Consider the following 1,036-nt stretch of genomic DNA (forward strand, 5'->3'; position numbering starts at 1 on the left):
TCGCGCGCTCGTCGGCGGTAAATTTAGAACCGGTGTGGTTGTTTATAAATTTAGCGTTCGGGAAGTCCGCGCGCAGCTTGGCTATGACGCCGTTTAGCTTCTCGTAATTATCCGAAGCTCGCAGCGTCGCGGAGTTGTTTTTGGCAGAGCTCGCCTCCATCGGCAGATGGATCGCGTAATGCTCAAAGCCGCGAGCGAGCGAGCGCGTGTCCTTGCGCTGATACTCCGGTGGGAAGATGGACGGCGTCACGCGCACGGGCAGCGCGGCGATCTTTTGCGCCTGCTCGCCGGTGCCTACGTCGTCGATGATGATCGCTAGCTTTGCGCGAGAGCCTGCGGGCAAAGCCTTGCGCGGCGATTTAGAAAGATCGTCCGCGCCGCCGGAAGCAGGACTTTGCGCGGTAGAATTTATGGAATTTTCGGATGCGGAATTTGCCGCGGTAAAATTTACGTCCGATCCGTCGCTCGCCGAATTTACGGCGGCGGAATTTACGGAAGCCGTAGAATTTACGGAATTTTGAAAATTGCCGTTTGCGGAATTTTGTACTGCGGAATTCTGCCGTGCGGGCTCTATGCTCATCTTCGGCGCGGTTACGTTTTGCTCAGCGATCTTATCAAGCTCCTTTTGAATCAGGGCTTCCTTCTGTGCAGCGCTTAAACGCGGCTTTTTACCGCGAAAATTGGAAGAGGTTTCGGAGGCTTGTTTGCGCGAGCTTTGCTGCAACGCAGCCTTATTGCCAGAAAATACGAGATCCAAAACCGCGTAGGTAACCGCACCACTTAAAAAGCATAAGATTACGACAAAGGCGATCGTTGCGTAGTTGATCGGGCGCTTTTTGCGGCGCCCGCGCGGATTTCTATTAGCCAAAGCTCAGCCGAAATTAGTTTTTATCTTTGTTTATGAGCTTGCCTTTGGCGATCCACGGCATCATCGCGCGAAGCTTCTCGCCGGTTTTGCTAAGCAAGCTATTTGCCGTGATATTGCGCTCGGCGTTCATTCGCACGTAGCCCGCCTTGCGCTCAAGGATGAAGTCTT

The 1,036-nt window shown here is 53.7% G+C and carries 1 protein-coding gene and 1 pseudogene; both read right to left on the minus strand.

Annotation, left to right across the window (positions count from 1 at the left end):
* Nucleotides 1–868 (minus strand): divergent polysaccharide deacetylase family protein (locus tag Q0614_RS06680; RefSeq protein ID WP_298787470.1); only part of this gene is annotated, 868 nt, incomplete at its 3' end.
* A 13-nt stretch (nucleotides 869–881) separates the two neighbouring features.
* A pseudogene (locus tag Q0614_RS06685) lies at nucleotides 882–1,036 on the minus strand (ketol-acid reductoisomerase); the annotation flags it as partial.

Source organism: uncultured Campylobacter sp. (assembly GCF_937997595.1).
Classification (GTDB): domain Bacteria; phylum Campylobacterota; class Campylobacteria; order Campylobacterales; family Campylobacteraceae; genus Campylobacter_B.